16 protein-coding genes are annotated in these 22474 nt (G+C 66.0%); 8 read left to right on the top strand and 8 right to left on the bottom strand.

The genetic code is table 11. The features are described from left to right. Window positions 1–167: 167 nt before the first annotated feature. From OIN59_RS14985 to OIN59_RS14965, 5 genes are all read right to left on the bottom strand, one after another. Window positions 168–935 carry a class II glutamine amidotransferase gene (locus tag OIN59_RS14985; RefSeq protein ID WP_274111674.1) on the bottom strand — a complete coding sequence of 256 codons (768 nt, stop codon included), beginning with the start codon at window positions 933–935 and terminating at the stop codon, window positions 168–170. Window positions 936–1025: 90 nt separating this feature from the next. Continuing rightward, the gene (locus OIN59_RS14980; protein WP_274111661.1) at window positions 1026–2489 is read right to left on the bottom strand and encodes a DHA2 family efflux MFS transporter permease subunit; all 1464 of its coding nucleotides are present in this window, start codon (window positions 2487–2489) and stop codon (window positions 1026–1028) included. A 54-nt stretch (window positions 2490–2543) separates the two neighbouring features. Then, a complete protein-coding gene (locus tag OIN59_RS14975) occupies window positions 2544–2825 on the bottom strand; it encodes a 4-oxalocrotonate tautomerase (protein WP_274111659.1) in 282 nt (93 codons plus the stop codon). Further along, on the bottom strand, window positions 2779–3030 hold the full coding sequence (locus tag OIN59_RS14970) for a cysteine-rich CWC family protein (RefSeq protein WP_274111657.1): 252 nt from the start codon (window positions 3028–3030) through the stop codon (window positions 2779–2781). The genes OIN59_RS14975 and OIN59_RS14970 overlap by 47 nt, the downstream gene beginning before the upstream one ends. Window positions 3031–3222: 192 nt before the next feature. Next, on the bottom strand, window positions 3223–5433 hold the full coding sequence (locus OIN59_RS14965; RefSeq protein WP_274111655.1) for a malate synthase G: 2211 nt from the start codon (window positions 5431–5433) through the stop codon (window positions 3223–3225). A 232-nt stretch (window positions 5434–5665) separates the two neighbouring features. Between OIN59_RS14965 and OIN59_RS14960 the strand changes: the two genes are divergently transcribed. The 5 genes from OIN59_RS14960 (at window position 5666) to OIN59_RS14940 (ending at window position 11994) form a co-directional block, all read left to right on the top strand. Beyond that, window positions 5666–7591: an acyl CoA:acetate/3-ketoacid CoA transferase gene (locus OIN59_RS14960; RefSeq protein ID WP_274111653.1), complete on the top strand. Its 1926-nt coding sequence runs from the start codon at window positions 5666–5668 to the stop codon at window positions 7589–7591. Between the two features lie 152 nt (window positions 7592–7743). Then, the gene (locus tag OIN59_RS14955) at window positions 7744–8679 is read left to right on the top strand and encodes a LysR family transcriptional regulator (RefSeq protein ID WP_274111651.1); all 936 of its coding nucleotides are present in this window, start codon (window positions 7744–7746) and stop codon (window positions 8677–8679) included. Between the two features lie 30 nt (window positions 8680–8709). Further along, window positions 8710–9357, top strand: coding sequence for a response regulator (locus OIN59_RS14950; RefSeq protein WP_274111649.1), 648 nt, complete (start codon window positions 8710–8712; stop codon window positions 9355–9357). 23 nt (window positions 9358–9380) lie between these two features. Continuing rightward, window positions 9381–10052, top strand: a complete 672-nt coding sequence (locus OIN59_RS14945) for a response regulator transcription factor (RefSeq protein WP_274111647.1) — start codon at window positions 9381–9383, stop codon at window positions 10050–10052. Further along, complete coding sequence (locus OIN59_RS14940; protein ID WP_274111645.1) at window positions 10018–11994, top strand: sensor histidine kinase; 1977 nt, start codon at window positions 10018–10020, stop codon at window positions 11992–11994. Before OIN59_RS14945 ends, OIN59_RS14940 begins: the two co-directional genes overlap by 35 nt. A gap of 237 nt (window positions 11995–12231) precedes the next feature. Here OIN59_RS14940 and OIN59_RS14935 read toward each other — a convergent pair whose 3' ends face one another. Together OIN59_RS14935 and OIN59_RS14930 are read right to left on the bottom strand one after the other, a co-directional pair. Continuing rightward, window positions 12232–14919 (bottom strand): beta strand repeat-containing protein, encoded by a 2688-nt coding sequence (locus tag OIN59_RS14935; protein ID WP_274111643.1) that lies wholly within the window; start codon window positions 14917–14919, stop codon window positions 12232–12234. Window positions 14920–15151: 232 nt separating this feature from the next. Further along, the gene (locus tag OIN59_RS14930; RefSeq protein WP_274111641.1) at window positions 15152–17827 is read right to left on the bottom strand and encodes a hybrid sensor histidine kinase/response regulator; all 2676 of its coding nucleotides are present in this window, start codon (window positions 17825–17827) and stop codon (window positions 15152–15154) included. 241 nt (window positions 17828–18068) lie between these two features. On the opposite strand from OIN59_RS14930, the gene OIN59_RS14925 reads away from it, so the two are divergent. Beyond that, complete coding sequence (locus OIN59_RS14925; RefSeq protein ID WP_274111639.1) at window positions 18069–19439, top strand: dicarboxylate/amino acid:cation symporter; 1371 nt, start codon at window positions 18069–18071, stop codon at window positions 19437–19439. 174 nt (window positions 19440–19613) lie between these two features. Next, entirely contained in the window at window positions 19614–20060 is a 447-nt protein-coding gene (locus OIN59_RS14920; RefSeq protein WP_274111637.1) for a DUF2214 family protein, read from the top strand. Window positions 20061–20160: 100 nt separating this feature from the next. On the opposite strand, the gene OIN59_RS14915 is transcribed toward OIN59_RS14920, so the two are convergent. Further along, window positions 20161–20535, bottom strand: coding sequence for a PsiF family protein (locus OIN59_RS14915; protein ID WP_274111635.1), 375 nt, complete (start codon window positions 20533–20535; stop codon window positions 20161–20163). Window positions 20536–20738: 203 nt separating this feature from the next. Here OIN59_RS14915 and argS point away from each other — a divergent pair, with 203 nt between their 5' ends. Continuing rightward, window positions 20739–22472 carry an arginine--tRNA ligase gene (argS, locus tag OIN59_RS14910; protein WP_274111633.1) on the top strand — a complete coding sequence of 578 codons (1734 nt, stop codon included), beginning with the start codon at window positions 20739–20741 and terminating at the stop codon, window positions 22470–22472. Window positions 22473–22474: the final 2 nt, after the last annotated feature.

The raw sequence follows: 22474 nt of genomic DNA, 5'->3' as shown, positions 1-22474 counted from the left end.
TTTTTTGCTTTGGCGTGGCGTAAAACATGCGCTGCGCAATGAGCGCATGACGGCAGCGGACTGGATATGTTTATCCGCGGTCCGGTACGCGAAATCTCTGAACACGGCCCTGATCGAGAAAGCGCTCGCATCACCTGCCTCGCCCTGCGGCGAGGCATCGCGCGCGTTCAGATCCGTAGACGCCGACCTTGCTCGAACACCAGCAGTTCGCCCTTGCCGAATGCTGTCCACGTTTCATTGGTCGTGAGAGGGCTGGTTACGATCACTGCCACTTGATCGCGCTCGCCGGTTTCTTTCGAGAAATCCAGCTGTAGGTCTTCGTCACTCAATTGCGCTGCTCCAAATGGGTGGCGACGCTCTATGTAGTGCAGGTTTGTGGAGGCATGAGACCACAAGGCCTGGCCATTGGAGAGCAGGAAATTGAACGTGCCATGGGGCGCTATGCGTGCGGCGAGTTCCTTGAGCGTCAAGGTCAGTTCTGGCACAGAAGGCACGCTGGCGTGTGACTTGGCCAGCTCCTGCATGATCCAGCAAAACGCGTGCTCGCTATCAGTATCGCCCACGGGGCGGAAATGCGAATGCAGGCGAGGGCGAAAGTCTTTCAGATCCCCGTTATGGGCAAACACCCAGTAGCGGCCCCACAGCTCACGCACGAACGGGTGGCAGTTCTGAAGGCTCACCACGCCCTGAGTGGCTTTGCGGATATGGGCAATGACATTTTGGCTCTTGATGGGGTAGCGGCGAATCAGCTCGGCCACGGGGGAGTCGACCGCCGCCAGATGGTCCACAAAGTGCCGCAGCCCCTTGTCTTCAAAGAACGCAATGCCCCAGCCATCGGTGTGGTGGTCGGTTTTGCCGCCGCGTTGCGCAAACCCCGTGAAGCTGAAGGTCACATCGGTGGGGACATTGCAGTTCATGCCGAGGAGCTGGCACATGGCGAGATTCCGTTTCTTCGATTTCGTACAACGCTTGGAGAGGCACTGGCCGCTTCTGCGCAGAAGCATCAGGATAAGGCACGCGTGCCGTCAGTCGATCCGGACCCGGGCCTCGCGCAGCTGCCAGGCCGCTACCAGCGCCAGCAAGCAGAGAAAAGTCAGCATCAGAAAAGTCTCGCCGAACGCTGCAATGCGGGCAGGATTGCTTGCTCCGGCAGTCAACGAAGCGCCATGTGCGCCCAGCCGCCATTCGAGCACGATGCCACACAGACTGACCCCGGCTGCGCCGCCCAGCATGCGCAAGAAACCAATGGCGCTAGAGCCCTGAGAGATCAGCGACTTGTCCAGCGGGCGCATGGAGCCTAGGTTCAGCGAGGGCAGAATGAACCCGAGTCCGATGCGCCCCAGAATCGCAAAAGCGACCAGCATCCACAGCGACGAGCCGAGACCCACAAACACCATCAGCCCGAAGGACAGCGCCAGCAGACCCAAGCCGATGCTGACTAAAAAATGGGTGGGCTGCCGGTCCGCCAGCCGACCCACCACCGCAATGGTGATGGCAAGGACAAAACCGGCGGGCAGCATGAGGGTGCCCACATGAGATGCCGACAGCTCCAGCCCCAATTGCATGAACACCGGCAACAGGTAGGTAGAGCCAAACAAGGCCGTGCCGTAGATGAATGCCACCACGCTGCCCATGGCGAACTGGCGGTATTGAAAAAGGCGCAGGTCCATCAGCGGCTTGCGCCCGGTGCGAAGCAGCCTGCGCTGCCAGGCAATAAAACACGCGACAGCCACCGCCGCGCCCATCAGCAGGCCCCCCGCTTCAACCACAGAGCCGCCATGCAGCGACACCAGGCCGTTGAGCAGGCACAGCGTGCCCACAGTACCCAGCAACAGGCCACGCCAGTCCAGGGCCTCGCCCTGACGGTTGGCCTCCACCCCGCCGGGGGCCGTGACCGGCACAAACTTGTAGGCCAACCAGATGGAGGCCAGGCACAGCGGCACCACCATGAAGAAGATGGACCGCCACCCAAACCAGTCCACCAGCAACCCCCCCATGCTCGGGCCGATGGCGGGCGCCAGCACGACGCCCATGCCGAAGATGCCGCTGGCGCGCCCTTGCTCATGCGGCTGAAAGGCGTACAGGATGATGACGGCCGGAATGGGCTGCACCACACCGGCTGCCAGCCCCTCGGCGACCCGTGCTGCCAGCACCAGCCCAAAGTCACGTGCCACACCGCCCCCGACACCTCCGAGGAGCAACAGCAACATGGCGCCCACATAGGTAGCGCGGTAGCCGTACCGGGATAGCAGCCAGGGGGTGGTGAGCATGGACACGGTGGTGGCCACCATGAAGCCCGAGGTGACCCACTGGGCGCGCTCCTGACCCAGCGCGAAGTGGTGGCTCATGTCCGGTATCGCCACGTTCACGATGGTGGAGGACATGATGGAGGCCATGGTGCCCACCATGACGGACAGCAACAGCAGCCATCGGTAGCGCTCACCATAGCGCTCGCGCAATACGGACAAAGACCCCGAAGATGTGCTCATGAAGCGGTCAAATGCTGAGGCAGAGCCACGGTCAATGACGGCAGGACACAGCGCTCAGGACGTGCGCTCCAGCCACAGCTTGCCGCCCGTGGCCCAGTTTTCGCGCTTGATGTCGGTGATCAGGATGTCCACCGACTCGGGCGAGCCGCCCAGGATCTCGACGGACACCCGGGTGATCTCTTCCACCAGCTTCTTCTTTTGCTCGACCGTGCGGCCTTCCATCATTTCGATGTGGTACGTGGGCATGTCTTGTTCCTTCGCGCGCTGTGAATTCAGCGAAAAGCGCAAATCATATCGGCGAAGGCGGACTGCACGCGGCGGAGGGTTGCTGCGCATCCGGTGTTGGCGCCCCACACGCGGCACAGATACAGACCTGGCCACGCGCCTCATCCGGCAAAGCCGCCAGGGCCGCGGGGTCGATGGCCTGTGTCATGCACCAGCAGCTTTCTGCGGGGCGACCTGCTGCGATGGCGCACTGATTGGGTTGGCCACAAAGCGGACAACAAGACGAGGCTAAAGGGTGGGTGGACGCTGCAGGCATGGGGGTAGGCGCAATGGCGCTGACGCCAGTGTACGGCGCAGCCCTGCCGAACGGACCCAACGGGCCCCGTTCGGCAGGGCTGGAATGAGGCCTGAAACAAAAATAGCCACCAGCGCAGATATTGATTGCGCGGATAGCTATCAAAAATGGAGCAAACAGCGCTGCAAATGCAGCACTGCCTGCGAACGGAAATCAGACCGCTTGAGCTGCCTTCAGCTTCAGGCGCCAGGCATGCAGCAGTGGCTCGGTGTAACCGCTGGGCTGCTCCAGGCCCTTGAAGACCAGGTCGCACGCAGCCTTGTAGGCCATGCTGGTGTCAAAGTGTCCGGCCATGGGCTGGTACAGCGCGTCGCCTGCGTTCTGGCCGTCCACCACCGCTGCCATGCGCTCGAACGTGGCGCGCACCTGGGCTTCGGTCACCACGCCATGGTGCAGCCAGTTGGCCATGTGCTGGCTGCTGATGCGCAGGGTGGCGCGGTCTTCCATCAGGCCCACGTTGTGGATGTCGGGCACCTTGGAGCAGCCCACGCCCTGGTCCACCCAGCGCACCACGTAGCCCAGGATGCCTTGGGCGTTGTTGTCCAGCTCCTGCTGCTTCTCGGCGTCGCTCCAGTTGGGGGCGGCGGCCACGGGCACGGTCAGCAGGCCGGTCAGCAGGTTGTCGCGCTCGGCGTTCACGTCGGTTTTTTCCAGCTCGGCCTGGATGTCGCTCACCTTCACCTGGTGGTAATGCAGCGCGTGCAGCGTGGCGCCCGTGGGGCTGGGCACCCAGGCGGTGTTGGCACCGGCCTTGGGGTGGGCGATCTTCTGCTTGAGCATCTCGGCCATCAGGTCGGGCATGGCCCACATGCCCTTGCCGATCTGCGCCTTGCCGCGCAGGCCACAGCTCAGGCCCACCAGCACGTTGTTCTTCTCGTACGACTGGATCCAGGCGCTGGTCTTCATGTCGCCCTTGCGCACCATGGGGCCAGCGTGCATAGCGGTGTGCATTTCGTCGCCGGTGCGATCGAGGAAGCCCGTGTTGATGAAGGCCACGCGGCTCGATGCGGCGGCAATGCAGGCCTTCAGGTTGACGGAGGTGCGGCGCTCCTCGTCCATGATGCCCAGCTTGACGGTGCTGTCGGGCAGGCCCAGCAGCTTCTCCACGCGGCCGAACAGCTCTCCGGCAAAGCCCACTTCGGCGGGGCCGTGCATCTTGGGCTTGACGATGTAGACGCTGCCCTTGCGGGAGTTGCGGATTCCATTCGCGCCATGGCCTTGCAGGTCGTGCAGCGCAATCGCTGTGGTCACCACCGCATCCATGATGCCTTCGGGGATTTCGCGCACTGCACCCTGGGCGTCGGTCCACAGGATGGCCGGGTTGGTCATCAGGTGGCCCACATTGCGCAGGAACATCAGCGAGCGGCCATGCAGGCGCACTTCGCCACCGGTAGGGCCGGTGTAGATGCGGTCGCCATTCAGCCCACGCGTGAAGCTCTTGCCGCCCTTGGCGACCTGCTCGGTCAGCGTGGCCTGGATGATGCCCAGCCAGTTGCTGTAGCCCAGTACCTTGTCTTCAGCGTCCACGGCGGCCACAGAGTCTTCCAGGTCCAGGATGGTGGACAGTGCTGCTTCCAGCACCAGGTCGCTCACGCCCGCAGCATCGGACTGGCCGATGGGCGTGCTGCGGTCGATCTGGATGTCCAGATGCAGGCCGTTGTGCTGCAGCAGCACCGACGAAGGTGCTGCTGCGTTGCCCTGGTAGCCCTTGAACTGCGAGGCGTCCTTCAGGCCCGTGGTGCTCCCGTTGGCGAACGAGACGACCAGCTGGCCGCCTTCTACCTTGTAGCCCGTCGAGTCCTTGTGCGAGCCCGAGGCCAGGGGCGCCGTGTCATCCAGCACCTGGCGTGCAAACGCGATCACCTTGGCGCCGCGCACGGGGTTATAGCCCTTGCCCTTTTCGGCGCCGTCAGTCTCGGGGATCGCATCAGTGCCATACAGCGCGTCATACAGGCTGCCCCAGCGCGCGTTGGCGGCGTTGAGTGCATAGCGTGCGTTCAGGATGGGCACCACCAGCTGCGGGCCGGCCTGGGTGGCCAGTTCGTCGTCCACGTTGGCGGTGGTGGCCTTCACGTCGGCAGGTTGGGGCACCAGGTAGCCGATCTTTTCGAGAAAGCTGCGGTAAGCCACCATGTTCTGGATGGGGCCGGGGTTGGCCTTGTGCCAGGTGTCCAGCTCGGTTTGCAGGCGGTCGCGCTCGGCCAGCAGGGCGATGTTGCGCGGTGCCAGGTCGGCCACGATGGCGTCAAAACCCTTCCAGAAGGCGGCGGCATCAACACCCGTGCCGGGCAGCACCTTGTCTTCGACAAAGCGGAACAGGGAGGTGGCCACTTGCAGGCCGTGGACTTTGGTGCGATCGGTCATGGGGTGCCTAGAAAGTTGTGGAAACGTGGATCAATGAAAAACAAAAGCGGGGCCGTACGAGCAGGCCATGGCCAGACTGTATTGCAAATATTTGCCCACATAAATACGCTGAAAATCTCTAAACCAGTGACTTTTACGCAAAACTGGTGACCATCCGTAGTCACCCGGAATGGTGCTTTGGGCGGTTACCCACTACGCTGCGCACACAACAAACCCATCGGGAGACAAACCCATGCAGGCACCCCTGGACGCCAGCGCGCTCAACGCGGCCCACAAGAACAAAATCGTCAGCGCCGCCGATGCCGTGCAACTCATCCACGACGGCGATACCGTGGCCACGGGCGGTTTTGTGGGCATTGGCTTTGCCGAGAGCATCGCCGTGGCGCTGGCCCAGCGCTGGGAGTCGACACAGACCCCGCGCGACCTGACCCTGGTCTACGCCGCAGGCCAGGGCGACGGCAAACAGCGCGGGCTCAACCACCTGGGCCACGCTGGTTTGCTCAAGCGCGTGATCGGCGGGCATTGGGGCCTGGTGCCGCGCATCCAGAAGCTGGCGGTGGACAACCAGATCGAGGCCTGGAACCTGCCGCAGGGCGTGATCACGCACCTGTTCCGCGACATTGCTGCGGGCAAGCCCGGCACGCTCACGCGCGTGGGCCTCGATACCTTTGTGGACCCGCGCCACGGCGGCGGCAAGCTCAATGCGCGCACCACCGAAGACCTGGTGCGCCTGTTGCCCATCGATGGGCAGGACTACCTGTTCTACAAGGCCTTCCCGATCCATGTGGGCATCATCCGCGCGACCACGGCCGACGCGGACGGCAACCTCACCATGGAGCGCGAGGCGCTCACGCTCGAAGCGCTGGCGATTGCCATGGCCGCGCGCAACTCGGGCGGTGTGGTCATCGCGCAGGTGGAGCGCATTGCCGAGCGCGGCACGCTCAACCCCCGGCAAGTCAAGGTGCCCGGCGTACTGGTGGACGCCGTGGTGCTGGCCACCGAGCCCGCGCACCACCACCAGACCTTTGCCGAGCCCTACAGCGCCGCGTTCGCGGGCGAGCTGCGTGTGCCCGTGGACACGCTGGAGGCGATGCCCCTGACCGAGCGCAAGATCATTGCCCGCCGCGCGGCGCTGGAGCTGCGCCCGCACCAGGTGGTCAACCTGGGCATCGGCATGCCCGAGGGCGTGGCCAACGTGGCGGCGGAAGAGCGCATCATCGACCTCGTCACGCTCACCGCCGAGCCCGGCGTGATCGGCGGCATCCCCGCAGGCGGCCTGAACTTTGGCGCCGCCGTGAACCCGCAGGCCATCATTGACCAGCCCAACCAGTTCGACTTCTACGACGGCGGCGGCCTGGACATCGCCATCCTGGGCCTGGCGCAGGCCGACCAGCACGGCAACCTCAACGTGAGCAAGTTTGGCCCGCGCCTGGCGGGTGCGGGCGGCTTCATCAACATCAGCCAGAACGCCAAGACCGTGGTGTTTGTCGGCACCTTCTCGGCGGGCGCGCTGCAGGTGGAGGCGGTCGACGGCCAACTGCACATCCTGCACGAGGGCGGCGCGCGCAAGCTGGTGCGCGAGGTGGAGCACCGCACCTTCAGCGGCGCCGAAGCGCTGCGGCGCGGCCAGCGCGTGCTGTATGTGACGGAGCGCTGCGTGTTCCGCCTGGTGCCGTCGGGCGAGCCGGATGGCGGTGGCGCGCTGGAGCTGATCGAGCTGGCCCCCGGCATCGACCTGGACCGTGACGTGCTGGCCCACATGTCGTTCACGCCGCGCATCAGCCCCGGCCTGCAGACCATGGACCTGCGCCTGTTCGAGCCCGGCCCGCTGGGCCTGCGCGAGCAGTTGCTCAACCGCCCGCTGGTGCAGCGCTTCGAGCTCGATGCCACGCGCCAGCTGCTGCACATCGACTTCTCGGGCCTGCAGATCAACTCCGCCACCACCATCGACGCCATCGAGCAGGAGGTGCGCAGCCTGCTGGCCCCCCTTGCGTTGAAGGGCGAGCGCGTGGGGGTGATCGTGAACTACGACCACTTCACCATCGCGCCCGACCTGGCCGATGCCTACACCGCCATGGTGCAGGGCCTCACGCGCGACCTCTACACCGAGGTCAAGCGCTATGGCACCGTGGGGTTCCTGAAGTCGCGCCTGGTGTGACGCCGCTGGTGTAGGTGATTTGCTATTATTTGTATAGCTTCTTAGGCATATTACACGGGCGCAATCGGCCTTTTTTGCTTCAAAGTCAACTGACTACAGTGCCAGAGCCCGTCACCAGGCCCTTCGCCGCTTTATCCCCATAATCACCGCCCATGGACAAACTCAAGGCCTTCGAATCGTTTGTATCGGTGGCAACGCGCGGCAGCCTCACCGCTGCGGCCAAGGCCGAGGGCGTGGCGCCCGCCATCATGGGGCGGCGCCTCGATGCGCTGGAAGAACACCTGGGCGTGAAGCTGCTGGTGCGCACCACACGCCGCATCAGCCTCACGCACGAGGGCAGTGCGTTTCTGGAAGACTGCCAGCGCCTGTTGTCCGATGTGGCCAATGCCGAGGCCAGTGTGTCCGAAGGTGGCGTCAAGGCCACGGGCCATTTGCGCATCACCGCACCGGCCGGGTTTGGCCGCCGCCATGTGGCGCCGCTGGTGCCACGTTTTCGCACCGCGCACCCGGACGTAACCATCTCGCTCAACCTCAGCGACCGCGTGGTGGACCTGGCGGGCGAGGGCTATGACTGCGCCGTGCGCGTGGGCGACCTGCCCGACTCGTCGCTCGTCAGCGTGCGCATTGCCGACAACCGCCGCCTGTGCGTGGCCACGCCCGCCTACCTGCAGCGCCACGGCACGCCACGCCACCCCAGCGAGCTGGTGCAGCACGACTGCCTCACGCTGTCGAGCGAGGCGTCGCAAACACGGGGCTGGGCGTTCCGCATGCCGGTCGAAGGCGGTGGCACCGAGGTCATCCACCTCAAGCCCGGCGGACCGCTCGATTGCTCGGACGGGCAGGTGCTGCACGACTGGTGCCTGGCGGGCTACGGCATTGCCTGGCGCAGCACCTGGGAGGTCGAGGCCGAGATCGCCGCCGGGCGCCTGGTGGAGGTGCTGCACGCGTTTGCCGCGCCGCCCAACGGCATCTATGTGGTGTTTCCGCAGCGCAAACACATGCCGCTGCGGGTGCGGCTGTGGATCGAACACCTCAAGCACCAGTACGCACAGCCCGCGTTCTGGAAAGGCCCGCAGGCTGGCGGCTGATGGCCCCCGTGGCAGACTGCACAACACTCCATGTCCACCGCGCCCACGCTCCTCGTCGCTGACGACCACCCCTTGTTTCGCTCCGCCGTGTTGCACGTGCTGCGCGAGCGGCTGCCGCAGTTCCGCACACTGGAGGCCGCCAGCGCCGCCACACTGGGCCAGGCGCTGCAGGACCACCCCGAGGTCGAACTGGTGCTGCTGGACCTGAGCATGCCCGGCACACGCGGCTTCTCGGCCCTGCTGCATGTGCGCGGCGAGTACCCCGAGCTGCCCGTGGTCATCATCTCGTCCAACGACCACCCCCGCGTCATCCGCCGCGCCCAGCAGTTTGGTGCGGCAGGGTTCATCCCCAAGTCCGCGCCCGCCGATGCCATGGGTGATGCCATCCAGGCCGTGCTGGATGGCGGCAGCTGGTTTCCTCCCATGGCGGCCGAGCGCTCCGAGGCCGACGCCGAGCTGGCCGCGCGGCTTGCGCAGCTCACGCCCCAGCAGTTCCGCGTGCTGCTCTGCCTGGCCGATGGCCTGCTGAACAAGCAGATTGCGAGCGCGCTGGGCCTGGCTGAGAACACCGTCAAGGTGCATGTCACCGCCATCCTGAAAAAGCTCGCGTGCTACAGCCGCACACAGGCGGCAGTGCTGGTCAAAAGTCTGGAGGCAGAAGAGGGCGGCGCGGGCTAAGGGCCTGTGGCGATAATCGCGCCATGTCCGCGCCCACGTCTTCGCCCCCTCCCACGCTGCGCGTCGGGGTAGTGGAAGACGATGCCGCCAGCCGCGACACCCTGGTGGCCATGATCGGCATGCAGCCCGACCTGGAGCTGGCGCTGCTGGCCACCGGCTGCGCCGAGGCCCTGGCCAGGCTGCCCCAGGCGCCCCTGGACGTGCTGCTGGTGGACCTGGGCCTGCCCGACGGCTCGGGCCTGGACGTGATCCGCGCCGCGCGCGTGCAGTGGCCCGCTTGCAGCATCCTGGTCAGCACCATCTTTGGCGACGAGGACCATGTGCTGCGCTCCATCGAAGCCGGGGCCATGGGCTACCTGCTCAAGGACGTGAACGCCGCCGAGCTGGCCGAAGAGATTCGCAACCTCCACGCGGGTGGCAGCCCCATCAGCCCCATGGTGGCGCGCAAGATCCTGGCGCGCGCCGCCGCCAGCCTGGCGCCTGCCAGCGAGCCGCCCACCACCCTGTCCGTGCGCGAACAAGAGGTGCTGCGCTACGTGAGCAAGGGCTTCACCGCCGAAGAAACCGCAAGCTCCATGGGCGTGTCCCGCTCCACCGTGCTCACCTTTGTGCGGCGCATCTACGCCAAGCTCCAGGTCAACACCCGCGCCGAAGCCATCCATGCCGCCTACAAACAGGGCCTGCTGGCGGATTAGCCAGTGCCTGGCCTGGCTGCTGCTGGCCGCCTGGCTCGTGGCCTGTGGCGACCGTGGCCAGGGCAGTGGCGCCGTGCACATCGAACAGGCGAGCATGCGCGTGGAGCCCGGAGCCGGGTGGGAGCCCCCGCCCGGGCCGCCTGGAGCCGTGCAAGGCGCGGACGGCTGGGCGCAGGTGCCCCTGCCCCACGCCCGCGCCCGCAGCCTGGCCGAGGGCAGTGCTTCGTTGCAGGCCCTGCCAGACGTGGTTTGGTACCGGCTCACGCTGCCGCCTGGTGTGCCGGACCAGGCGCTTTTTCTGTACCTGCCGCGCTGGCAGACCATTGGCATCGTGGCGGTGTATGTGGATGGCCGCATGGCCTACCGAACCCAGGGCAGCCGCGTATGGAACAGCTTCAACTGGCCCCTGTGGGTGGCCCTTGGCGGTGGCGGTAGCCAAAGCGGCAACGGCCGCGCGGGCGGCGTGCCGCCCCACACGATCTGGGTGCGCATGGCCAGCCAGCCCGGCGTGGGGGGCGCTCTGTCCACCGCCTGGGTGGGCACGGAAGATGCGCTGCTGTGGCGCTACCACCTGCGCCGCTTTGTGCAAAACGACCTCATCAGCCAGACGGGCGCGGCCTTTCTGGTCATCGGGCTGTTTGCGCTGGCCGTGGGGTTGGTGCGCCGCCGCGAGCCCATCTACGTGTTGTTCTTTGCGGTGTCCGTCACCTGCGTGCTGCGCAACCTGCACTACGTGGTGGACGACAGCCCCCTGCCCGTGCCGGACGACTGGTTTGGCTGGCTCACCGTCAACGCGCTGGGTTGGTCCATGGTGGCCACCTTCGCCTTTGCCTTTGCCCTGCGTGTGCACCACAAGCGCATGCCGCGCCTGGCGTGGGGCATCGTGGCGCTGGTGGTGCTGTGTACGGTGCTCACCTTGCCGGTGCCCCAGTTGCTGCCGCATGTCCATGCCATCCTGCCTGCGGTTTACATCGTCCTCACCGTGCTCACGGCCGTGGTGGCGGCGTCAGGCGTGTGGGCGTCGTGGCAGGCACGATCGGGCGAGGGGCTGGTCCTGTTCGCCTGGTTCTCTCTCAACGTGCCCGCAGGCGTGCACGATCTGCTGCTGCAGAACTACCGCATCGACATCGAGCGTGTGTACCTGGCGCCCTACCTGTCCATTGGCCTGTTTGCCATCTTCCTGGCCATCGTCTACCGCCGCTATGTGGGCGCCATCCATGCGGTAGAAGTGGTCAACGCGGGCCTGGAGAGCCAGCTCGCCGTGCGCGAGCGCGAGCTCACCGCCAGCCACGAGCAACTGCGCGCGCTGGAGCGCCAGCAAACCCTGGCGGCCGAGCGCCAGCGCCTCATGCAGGACATGCACGACGGCATCGGCTCCTCGCTCATGAGCGCGCTGCGCATGGTCGAGCGCGGCCAGGCCAGCACCGCCGACACCGCCCTGGTGCTCAAGGACTGCATCGACGACCTCAAGCTCGCCATCGACTCGCTCAGCCCCGCCGATGCCGATGTGCTGGCCCTGCTGGCCGCCCTGCGCTTTCGGCTGGCGCCCCGGCTCAAGGCCGCAGGCATCGCCCTTACATGGAGCGTGCAAGACCTGCCCCCGCTACCCTGGCTGGACCCGCAGGCCGCCCTGCACGTGCTGCGCATCCTGCAAGAAGTGCTCACCAACATCCTCAAGCACAGCCAGGCCACCACCATCGACCTGGCGACCGAGGGGCACGCAGGGAGTGCGCACGAGGGCGGCGTGGTGGTGCGCATCCGCGACAACGGCCGCGCCTTTGTGCCCACCCCCAGCCCGCCACCGGCCATACCCGCGAGCCAGGGCCTGGCCAATGTGCGCCACCGTGCCAAGGCGCTGGGCGGGCACTGCCAATGGGCCGCGTGGGAGGGCGGGGGCGAGTTCCGCCTGTGGTTGCCGCTGACGCGGAGGGTGATTCAATGATTGCTACTATTTTTATAGCTATTGACGCTTGTCTGATAAGCGCCAGACACTGATTTGGCTTGATATTCTGGGTGGTGCGGAGAGCCCAGGCCCCTTCCCACCATGACCGTGCCTGGCGCCAATACGCCGTGCGCTGCAACCTGCAGGGCTCATCGCCTTGGTGAACGGGCGCCCGCTGCTGGCTGGCGCGGTTCACGGACGCCGCTGCCATCGGCAATGGCAATGACAATGACGGCGTCAGTACACATACACAGCGCCCACGTAGTTGGCCGAGTTGTCCGCCTGGTTGCTGTTGATGCCGGTGGCGTTGCTGTCTTCTCCGGGGGTCCCCACCGCCAGGGTATTGCCGTCGCCCGACAGGGCCACGCTGAGGCCAAACTGGTCACCCGCCCCGGCATTGCTGGCCTTCACATAGGCCTGCTGGCTCCAGGTGCTGCCACTCTTGGTGAACACGTAGACGGCGCCTGCGTCGGTGGCCGAGTTGTCCGCCTGGTCGCCGTTGATGCTGGTGGCGCTGCTGTTTTCTCCGAAGGCCCCCACCGCCAGGGTGTTGCCATCGCCCGACAGGGCCACGCGGTAGCCAAAGGTGTCACCCGCCCCGGTATTGCTGGCCTTCACATAGGCCTGCTGGCTCCAGGTGCTGCCACTCTTGGTGAACACGTAGACGGCGCCTGATTCGCTGGCCGAGTTGTCCGCCTGGTTGCTGTTGATGCCGGTGGCGTTGCTGCCTTCTCCGTAGGCCCCCACCGCAAGGGTATTGCCATCGCCCGACAGGGCCACGTTGATGCCAAAGTAGTCATTCGCCTCGGTATTGCTGGCCTTCACATAGGCCTGCTGGCTCCAGGTGCTGCCGCTCTTGGTGAACACGTAGACGGCGCCTGCGCCGAAAACCGAGTTGTTCGCCTGGTTGCCGTCAATGCCGGTGGCGTTGCTGTCTTCTGTGTAGGCCCCCACCGCCAGGGTATTGCCGTCGCCCGACAGGGCCACGCTGGCGCCAAAGCCGTCATTCGCCTCGGTATTGCTGGCCTTCACATAGGCCTGCTGGCTCCAGGTGCTGCCACTCTTGGTGAACACGTAGACGGCGCCTGCGCTGCTGGCCGAGTTGTCCGCCTGGTTGCCGTTGATGCCGGTGGCGTTGCTGTCTTCAAAGTAGGCCCCCACCGCCAGGGTATTGCCATCGCCCGACAGGGCCACGCTGACGCCAAACAAGTCACCCGCCCCGGTATTGCTGGCCTTCACATAGGCCTGTTGGCTCCAGGTGCTGCCACTGCGGGTGAACACGTAGACGGCGCCTGCTTCGGTGGCCGAGTTGTCCGCCTGGTTGCCGTTGATGCCGGTGGCGTTGCTGTCCTCATAGGTCGTCCCCACCGCCAGGGTATTGCCGTCGCCCGACAGGGCCACGCTGGCGCCAAAGCCGTCATTCGCCTCGGTATTGCTGGCCTTCACATAGGCCTGCTGGCTCCAGGTGCTGCCGCTCTTGGTGAACACATACACAGCGCCGGAGTTGCTGGCCGAGTTGTCCGCCTGGTCGCCGTTGATGCCGGTGGCGCTGCTGCCTTCTGAGGAGGCCCCCACCGCCAGGGTATTGCCGTCGCCCGACAGGGCCACGCTGATGCCAAACCGGTCATTCACCCCGGTATTGCTGGCCTTGAAGTACCCAATGGCCTGCGTCACATTCACCGCCTGCGCTGTCGACAGCGGGCTGCACCCTGCGCTGTTGCACGCCTGCACACGGTAGGTGGCGTTCAGCCGGGTGTGCAGCAGGCCGGTGACGGGCCGGTCGTAGCTGGTGGCGGTGATGCCCGTGGCAATCTGCGTGGCTGCCGTGGGCCCCGCGCCATCGGGGTCTTCGGTCACGCGGTAGGTGATGGCCCCGCCCCCTGCCGGGGCAGGGATGGCGGCCCAGCTGAGCTTGAAGGTCTTCACGTCATACGCCAGCGTGAGCGTGGGGATGGCCGGGATGGCCACCACCGGTGGCGGCGGCGGTGCATCGACCACGCAGGTCACGGTAATCTGCGTCACATCGGCCATGGCAAAGCCCGAGCCACCACCCACGCTGCAGGACTGGCCCGCACTGCTGTCGAACACGGTGACGGCATACGGCGTACCCGCCAGCACCGGCTGGGCAAAGCGGAAGGCCCCGTTGTCCACCACGGTGACCGTGTCGCCATTGGCCGTGTTGCGCAGCGCCACCACGCCGATGTTGCCGCTCACGGTGCCCGAGAGCCGGAAGGCCGTGGCCGCGCAAGTGATGCTGAGCGCAGGCAGCGTGGCCCCTGCTGCCACGGTGCCCTCGCCGCCCGTGACGGTGCAGGTCTGGTTCAGCGGCTGGCTGCGCACGGTGATGCGGTAGGCCCCGGCCACCGGCTGGGCGAACACAAACGGGCCATCGGCATTCAGGCTGGCTTCCTGCGTGGCGCCCTCAGCGCTCAGCTGCAGCACCACCGTCTTACCCACTCCCAGTCCCGCCACACTGCCCCCCAGGGTGCGGGCGTCGGCGGGCACCTCGTTGTCCAGGCAGGCCACGCTCACACTGTTGATATCGGCACTCACGGTGCCGCTGCCGTTGGTGATGGTGCAGGTCTGGCCCACGGGCTGGGCGGCAATGCGCAGGCTGTAGGCGGTGCCAGCGGGCAGTTGCAGGCTGTAGCTGCCGTTGGCGCTCAGGCTGGCGCTGGGCCCGCTGGCATCGGCAACAACCACGGTCTTGCCCACGCCCAGGCCAGCGAGCTGGCCGCCCACGCGAAAGGTGGGCGTATCCACGGGTGGTGGGGCATCGCCACCGCCGCCGCCACCGCAGGCGGTCACCACCAGGGCCAGGCCCAGCAGCCAGGCACGGGCCAGATGGCGGCCCAGGGTGTTGTGGGCGCTGGGAGCGGACCCGGTGGATGGCATGGCTGCCCTGGCTGCTGTCTTGGCCATCATGCTGTCGCTTCTCCTTGTGTTTCTGTGCCCCCGTGGGGCTGGCGCGCCAAAGCTACCGGAATCGCGGTGGGTTGTATGTCCTCAGAACTGGGGACATGGGCGGCTGAGGAGGTGGGGCCGTTGCCGAGCAGGATGACAGGGTTTTAAGGGTGGAAATGGGCTGTGGTGCCCATCTGTAAAGCGTAAGTAGCTATCAATTTTGATGTGGATGGCTGCGTGGGGCGGCGCGTGATCAGGCTTGTTCGCGCCAGCGCAGCAGCGTCTGGCTGACCAGTGCGCGCAGAGCAGGCGCGCGCACTGGCTTGGCCAGAAAGCCCCAGCCGCGCTCGGCGGCCTGGCGGCGCAGGGTGGCGTCGCGTTCGGCGGTGACCAAGATCACGGCGGGCGTCTGGCCCCAGCGCTGGCTCAGTTGTGCAAAGACGTCGGGGCCGTGGTGGCCTGCGCCCAGGTGCACGTCCAGCAGCACCAGTTGTGGCGCCTGGCCGGGCAGGGCGGCGGCCAGGGCCTCGGGCGCGCCACCGGCCAGCGGCACCGCGCAGCCCCAGCGCTGCAGCAGGGCCCGTGTGGCGGCGCAGGTGGGGCCGTCGTCATCGATCACCCAGGCGCTGCTGCCTTGCAGGGGCGCGTCGTCGGTGGGCTGCTGGGCGGTGGCTGGGGCGGCGGTTTGCTGCGCGGCGGCGGGGTTGCCCAGCGGCACACACACCCAGAACACGCTGCCGCGCCCCAGTTGCGAGCGCAGGCCGATCTCATGCCCCAGCAGTCGGCCCAGGCGCTCGACGATGGCCAGGCCCAGGCCTGCGCCCCGGTCGTCTGCGCGGCCTTCGTCGAGGCGGCGGAATTCTTCAAAGATCTCGCGCTGTAGCGCCTCGGGGATGCCGGGGCCTTGGTCGTGCACCTCGATGCGCAGGTGGTCGCCTTGCGGGCGCTTTACCCGCCTGCAGCCCACCACGATGCGCCCGCGTCGGCTGTAGCGGATGGCGTTGGAGACAAAGTTCTGCAGGATGCGGCGCAGCAGGTTTTCGTCGGTGCGCACCACGGCGCGTGTGGGCACGCAGCGCAGCTTCAGGCCTTGGCTTTCGGCCAGCACGCCGAAGTTGTGGCCCAGCACCTGCAGCAGCGGGCCCAGCGCCACGTCATGGATGTGCACATCGAACTGGCCCGATTCCATGCGCGAGATGTCGAGCAGGCTGTTGAGGATGGCGTCCTGCGCAGCCAGGGCGCCGTCGATGCTGTCCACGGCGTGCCGTTCGGCGTCGCCTGGCAGATGGCTGCGCAGCAGCGAGGTGAACATGCGCGCGGCGTTCAGGGGCTGCAGCAGGTCGTGCACGGCGGCGGCCACAAAGCGGGTCTTGGAGCGGTTGGCCTGCTCGGCCTCGCGCCGCGCGGCGTCCAGGTCGCGCGTGCGGTCGGCCACGCGCTGCTCCAGCGCGTCGGCCAGCGATCGCAGCTCGCGCGCGGCGTTTTTGTAGCTGGTGATGTCGGCGTAGCTGGTCACAAAGCCGCCCTCGGGCAGCGGGTTGCCCCGGATCTCCAGCACCGTGCCGTCGTCCTTGGCGCTTTCGTGCAGGTGGGGGGTACCGCTGCGCAGGTGGGTCAGGCGGCGTTCAATGGCCTCTTCTACCGGGCCCGGTCCCAGCAGGCCCCGGCGTGCGTTGTGGCGCATCAGGTCTTCGATGGGGCGGCCCACCTGCATCAGGTCGGATGGGTAGCGAAACAGCTGTACGTAGCGTGAGTTCCAGGCCACCAGCTTCAGGTCGGCGTCGATGATGACCACGCCCTGGGGCAGGTGTTCCAGGCTGCGGCTCAACCCCATGTCTGCTTGCTGCGCCGCCTGCACGATGCCGTCCTGCGCGGTGCGCAGCTCTTGCGCGTGTTGCTGCAGCACGGTCTCCAGCTCTTGGCGGCTGCGCTGGCGCAGGCGGGCCAGTCGCTGGCGCTGGCGCACAAACAGCACCAGCAGCGACAGGGCCAGCCAGCCGCCGCCCCCGGCTGCGGCGGCCCAGCGGCTGTCGGCCAGGCTGCTGTGGGTGGTATGCACCAGGTGCAGTTGCCAGGGGGTGCCGGGCAGCGGCTGGGTTTGCCACAGTACGCGTCCGGGCAGGGTGGGCATGTCGGGTGATGGCAGCAAGTGCACGAGGCGGCCGCCGTTGTCCATGTGGTCGTCTACCCGCAGGTCCAGGGGGCGCAGGGGCTGGTCGGAGTATTGACGGGTGGCGTTCAGCTCGCGGCGCTCTTCGTCGTCCAGCGGCTCCAGCAGGCGGTAGCGCCAGGCGTCCTGGCTGGCCAGAAAGACCACGCCATGTGCGTCCGACGCGAGCACGATGTCGGGCGTCTGCAGCCATTCGCGCTCCAGCTCCTGCAGCGCAATCTTGATGGCCACCAGCCCCAGGATGTGGCCGCTGTCGTCGCGGATGGCCTGCGACAGGAAGTAGCCCGGCTCGCCCGTGGTCACGCCAATGCCGTAGAAGCTGCCGCGCCCTTGGGCCAGCGCTTGCTGCACATAGGGGCGAAAGCTGTAGTCCACGCCCACATTGCTGGTGGCCGTGCGCCAGTTGCTGGCGGCCACGGCCAGGCCGTCGCGGTTGAGCAGGGTGAGGGTGGACGACTGGCTGGCGCCGTTGGCCTGCTCCAGCTTGCGGTTGAGCTGCGCTACCTCGTCCGGGCGCAGGGGGCGTTGCAGTGCGCTTTGCAACTGCGCGTCCAGCGCCAGCACCTCGGGCAGGGTGCGGTAGCGGTCGATGCGCTGGGCCAGCGTCTGGCCATACAGGGCCAGCTGGCGCTGCACGCTCTCGCTTTCGTCCAGCAAAGACCGGTGCCAGGCCCACTGACCGGCCGCGAACATGCTGGCCGCCGTGCCTGCAAGCAGGATGAGCAGCGTCCAGAACTGGCGAAGGCGGAGCGTGGGCATGGCAAACAAGCGGGGTTGTGACTCGGCAACAAGGCCAATTTGGTGCGAGTGAAGTGTGCCGCACCAGGCTGGGGACTAAGTAGTTACCCTGATTTTGCGCATGCGTTCTCCTATGAGGCCGCTTGCGACTAATACCAATAGGTTATCGGCTGAAACAAAGTGCAGCGGTACAAACGGCACCCTTAACGCGCGCCGGAGGCACCCCGGTGGTGCAGCCCCGTGACCCCAGGAGACCCGTTCCATGCACAACCATTCCGCTCCAGCAGCCTCGACCTTGAAGCTGCCTTTCTATCGGCAACTGTACTTTCAGGTGGTGTTCGCCATTGTCCTGGGCGTGCTGCTGGGTCATTTTGAGCCGTCCTATGGCGAGGCTCTCAAGCCCCTGGGCGACGCGTTCATCAAGCTGGTCAAGATGATCATCGCCCCGGTGATCTTCCTGACCATCGTGACGGGCATCGCGGGCATGTCGCAGCTCTCCACCGTGGGCCGCGTGTTTGGCAAGGCCATGGCGTACTTTCTGTTCTTCTCCACGCTGGCGCTGGTCGTCGGCCTGGTGGTGGCCAACGTGGTGCAGCCCGGTGCGGGCATGAACATCAACCCCGCTGACCTGGACCAGACGGCTGTGAAGGGTTACGTGGCCAAATCGCACGAGATGACGCTCACCGGCTTTGCGCTGGACGTTATCCCCAAGACACTGGTGAGCCCGTTCGTGGGCGACAACATCCTGCAGGTGCTGCTGGTGGCCGTGCTGTTCGGCATTGGCCTGGCCATGGTGGGTGACGCTGGCCGCCCGGTGCTGCACTTTTTGGACGCGCTCACGACCCCCGTGTTCAAGGTAGTCGGCATTGTGATGAAGGCTGCGCCCATCGGTGCGTTTGGCGCCATGGCCTTCACCATCGGCAAGTTCGGCCTGGGCTCTCTGGTCAACCTGGCGTGGCTGGTGGGCTCGTTCTACCTCACCTCGCTGCTGTTTGTGGTGGTGATCCTGGGCTTTGTGGCCCGGCTGTGCGGCTTTTCGGTGCTCAAGCTGTGCCGCTACCTCAAGGCTGAGCTGATGCTGGTGCTGGGCACCTCGTCGTCCGAGTCCGCCCTGCCGTCGCTGATGGAGAAGATGGAAAAGGCCGGTTGCAGCAAGTCGGTGGTGGGCCTGGTGGTACCCACTGGCTATTCCTTCAACCTGGACGGCACCAACATCTACATGACGCTGGCCGCGCTGTTCATCGCCCAGGCCACCAACACCGAGCTGACGCTGGGCCACCAGGTGGCACTGCTGCTGGTGGCGATGCTGTCGTCCAAGGGCGCGGCGGGCGTGACGGGCGCGGGCTTCATCACCCTGGCCGCCACCCTGGCCGTAGTGCCCGAAGTGCCGGTGGCCGGTATGGCGCTGATCCTGGGCGTGGACCGCTTCATGAGCGAATGCCGCTCGCTGACCAACTTCATCGGCAATGCCGTGGCCACCGTGGTGGTGTCGCGCTGGGAAAACGCGCTGGACTATGAGCGCCTGGACGCGGCAATGAATGGCCATCCGTTGCCGCTCGCGGTGCCTGCGGCCTCGGCGCCTGTGGTGTCGGTTGATGTGCCCGTGGGTGCTGTAACCCGCACCGTGGCCTGATCTCGCCGGTTCTTGCGGGATAACGCTCCCTGCGGCGCGGGCTTTCGGGCCCGCGCCGCTTTTTGGTGGGGCGTGTCGAGGCCGCGCCATCAAGCACAATGGCGGCCCTGCCCGACTGCACTGGGAGCGCTCTGCGCTGCTCAGAAGCCTGGGGCACTACAAGGAATCCTCACCATGACCCTCGAAGCCATCCTGGCCGCATTTCACCTTCTGGCCATCCTGACCTTTGTGGTTTTTTTGTCCAGCCAGGCCGCGCTGTGCCGCATTGAATGGCTCAACGCCGCCGTGATCGAGCGCCTGGCGCGGCTGGATGTGATCTACGGTGTGGCTGGGGCGGTGATGATTGGCAGCGGCCTGGCCCGGTTGATCTGGGGCGTCAAGGGTGCGTCGTGGTACCTGTCGCAGCCCCTGTTCCATATCAAGATCACCATCGTGCTGGCCATGGTCTTGTTGTCGTTTGTGCCTTCGGCCGCGTTTCGCCGCTGGCGCAAGAACCTGCGCCACACAGGGGCACTGCCCGCAGCGCAAGAGGTGGCCAAGGTGCGCCGCCTGGTGATGATCCAGTCGCACGTGCTGCCCGTGGTGGCAGTGATTGCGGTGTTTTGGGCGCGCGGCTGGTAAGCGCCAGTACCCCACAAAGAAAAGCCCGCCAGGCGCGTTGCCGGCGGGCTTTTCTTTTTTGCCGGAGCCCCAGTGGCGGGGCCTCGTGCGTGAAGTGAACTTACTTCTTCAGGCAATCGCTCATGAAGGCCTTGCGTTCGTCGCCCTTGAGGGTCTTGGTCTTGGCGTCGGCGTTGCAAGTCTTCATCTTGTCTTGCTGGGTCGCTGGCTTGTTGCTCAAGCAGGTCTTCATGAAGGCCTTGCGCTCGTCACCCTTCTTGTCTGCCGCGTCCGCATTGCAGGTGGCCATGCGGGTCTGCTGCTTGGTGGGTGCCGCAGCCGGTGCAGCAGGCGTTGCCGGGGTGGCTGGCGTGGCGGGGGCTGCTGCCGTGGCTGGCGTGGCGGCCTTGGCTCCGGCTGCAGGGGCGTCGGCAGCGTGGGCTGCGCTGAACGAAAGGACCAGGCTCAGGGCTGTCAGGGAGAGAAGCTTTTTCATAGGGGCTCCAGTAGAGGGTGGCATCTGACGCAACCTGCGTCAGATTGCCCGATTACAACGTATGCCGCGGAGACCGGGCTGACACGCTGCAGACCTGGACATGATTCTTTACGATCTGTTGCGCGCAGGCTGCGAAGGGCTGCTTGGGCGGCGTTGGCGATGTGCTTGGCCTGCGCTCCGGCCTGGCCCCGTAAAATCCGCCGATGCTCACAGCCAAAAATGAATTGCTCGCTGCGCTTGCAGCCGAGCTGGAAGTCCTGTCCCCCGGCGCTGGCGCCAAGGCGGCATTTGAATCTCCCAAGGTGGCGGCCCATGGCGACTTTGCCTGCACGGCCGCCATGCAGCTGGCCAAGCCGCTCAAGCTCAATCCCCGTGCATTGGGCGAACAGCTCAAGGCTGCGCTGGAGGCCACGCCCGCTTTTCAGCGCTGGGTGTCCGCCATCGAAATCGCGGGCCCCGGCTTCCTGAACATCCGCCTCCAACCCGCCGCCAAGCAGGAAATCGTGCGCGAGGTGCTGGCTGCGGGCGAGCGCTTTGGCTACCAAGCCAAGCGATCGGAGGAACAGGGCCAGCAGGTGCTGGTCGAGTTCGTGTCAGCCAACCCCACCGGCCCGCTGCATGTGGGCCACGGCCGCCAGGCGGCGCTGGGCGATGCCATTTGCAACCTGTTTGCTACCCAGGGCTGGAAGGTGCACCGCGAGTTTTATTACAACGACGCGGGCGTGCAGATCGATACGCTGACCAAAAGCACGCAACTGCGCGCCAAGGGCTTCAAGCCCGGTGACGACTGCTGGCCCACCGACAGCGACAACCCGCTGGCCAAGAACTTCTACAACGGCGACTACATCGCCGACATTGCCGAGGCCTTCAAGGCCAAGGCCACCGTCAAGGCCGATGACCGCGAGTTCACGGCCAATGGCGATGTGGAGGACTACGACAACATCCGCCAGTTCGCCGTGGCCTACCTGCGCAACGAGCAGGACAAAGACCTGCAGGCGTTCAACCTGCACTTTGACGAGTACTACCTCGAATCCAGCCTGTACACCAGCGGCCGCGTCGAGGCCACGGTGAACAAGCTGGTGGCCAATGGCAAGACCTACGAGCAAGACGGCGCGCTGTGGCTCAAGAGCACTGACTACGGAGACGACAAAGACCGCGTCATGCGCAAGCAGGACGGCACCTTCACCTACTTTGTGCCCGACGTGGCCTATCACATCGCCAAGTGGGAGCGTGGATTCACCAAGGTCGTCAACATCCAGGGCACGGACCACCACGGCACCATCGCCCGGGTGCGCGCTGGCCTGCAGGCGGCCGATGTGGGCATCCCGCAGGGCTACCCCGACTACGTGCTGCACACCATGGTGCGCGTGGTCAAGGGCGGTGAAGAGGTCAAAATCAGCAAGCGCGCGGGCAGCTATGTCACGCTGCGCGACCTGATTGAATGGACGAGCAAGGACGCGGTGCGCTTCTTCCTGCTCAGCCGCAAGCCCGACACCGAATACACCTTTGACGTGGACCTGGCTGTGGCCCAGAACAACGACAACCCGGTGTACTACGTGCAGTACGCACATGCGCGCATTTGCTCAGTGCTGCGCGCCTGGCAAGAGTCTGTGCAGGCGGCGGGCGGCGGCGATGTGGCATTGCTCAAAGACGTGGACCTGTCGGCGCTGGAGGGCCCACAGGCCCAGGCGTTGATGCTGCAACTGGCCAAGTACCCCGAGATGCTGACCGCTGCCGCCGACGGTGAGGCGCCGCACGATGTGACCTTCTACCTGCGCGACCTGGCCGCCAGCTACCACAGCTATTACGATGCCGAGCGCATCCTGGTGGATGACGAGGCGGTGAAGAAGGCGCGCCTGGCGCTGGTCGCTGCCACCGCGCAGGTATTGCACAATGGCTTGGCCGTGCTGGGCGTGTCGGCTCCAGCCAGAATGTAAGC

The organism is Acidovorax benzenivorans (genome assembly GCF_028680575.1).
GTDB classification, from domain to species: Bacteria; Pseudomonadota; Gammaproteobacteria; order Burkholderiales; family Burkholderiaceae_C; genus Acidovorax; species Acidovorax benzenivorans.
This window is presented reverse-complemented; position numbering and strand designations above follow the sequence as displayed.